The organism is Cupriavidus sp. SIMBA_020 (genome assembly GCF_046535395.1).
Classification (GTDB): Bacteria; Pseudomonadota; Gammaproteobacteria; order Burkholderiales; family Burkholderiaceae; genus Cupriavidus; species Cupriavidus campinensis.
The window spans coordinates 1-239 of the sequence record NZ_JAWRWU010001566.1 but is presented as its reverse complement, the minus strand read 5'-3'; the positions used below and the strand labels follow the sequence as shown (position 1 = coordinate 239).

Annotated in this window: 1 pseudogene; it reads right to left on the bottom strand. The window is 67.8% G+C overall.

The features are described 5' to 3' along the window. Positions 1-175 (bottom strand): annotated as a pseudogene (locus tag SB751_RS34875) (type II toxin-antitoxin system HipA family toxin); the annotation flags it as partial. Positions 176-239: the final 64 nt, after the last annotated feature.

Sequence of the window (239 nt, the reverse complement as noted above, 5' to 3'; positions counted from 1 at the left end):
GCGGGTTGCCGGGCGTGAAGGGAAGCGACAGCGATAGCGGCCTGCCTTGATCGGCGCTGACCCAGGCGTCGGCGTATTGCAGGATGTCGCCGGCGCGGGGCTGCACGCTCCAGGTGCCGACCATGGCGCCATTCATCCAGAGGTGCAGGGACTGTGTGTGCGAGCGACGTCCCATGGCTCACCAGTCCTGATCGGACACCTGCCGGCTTGCCGGCGGTTCATCGGGTTCGCGCAACACC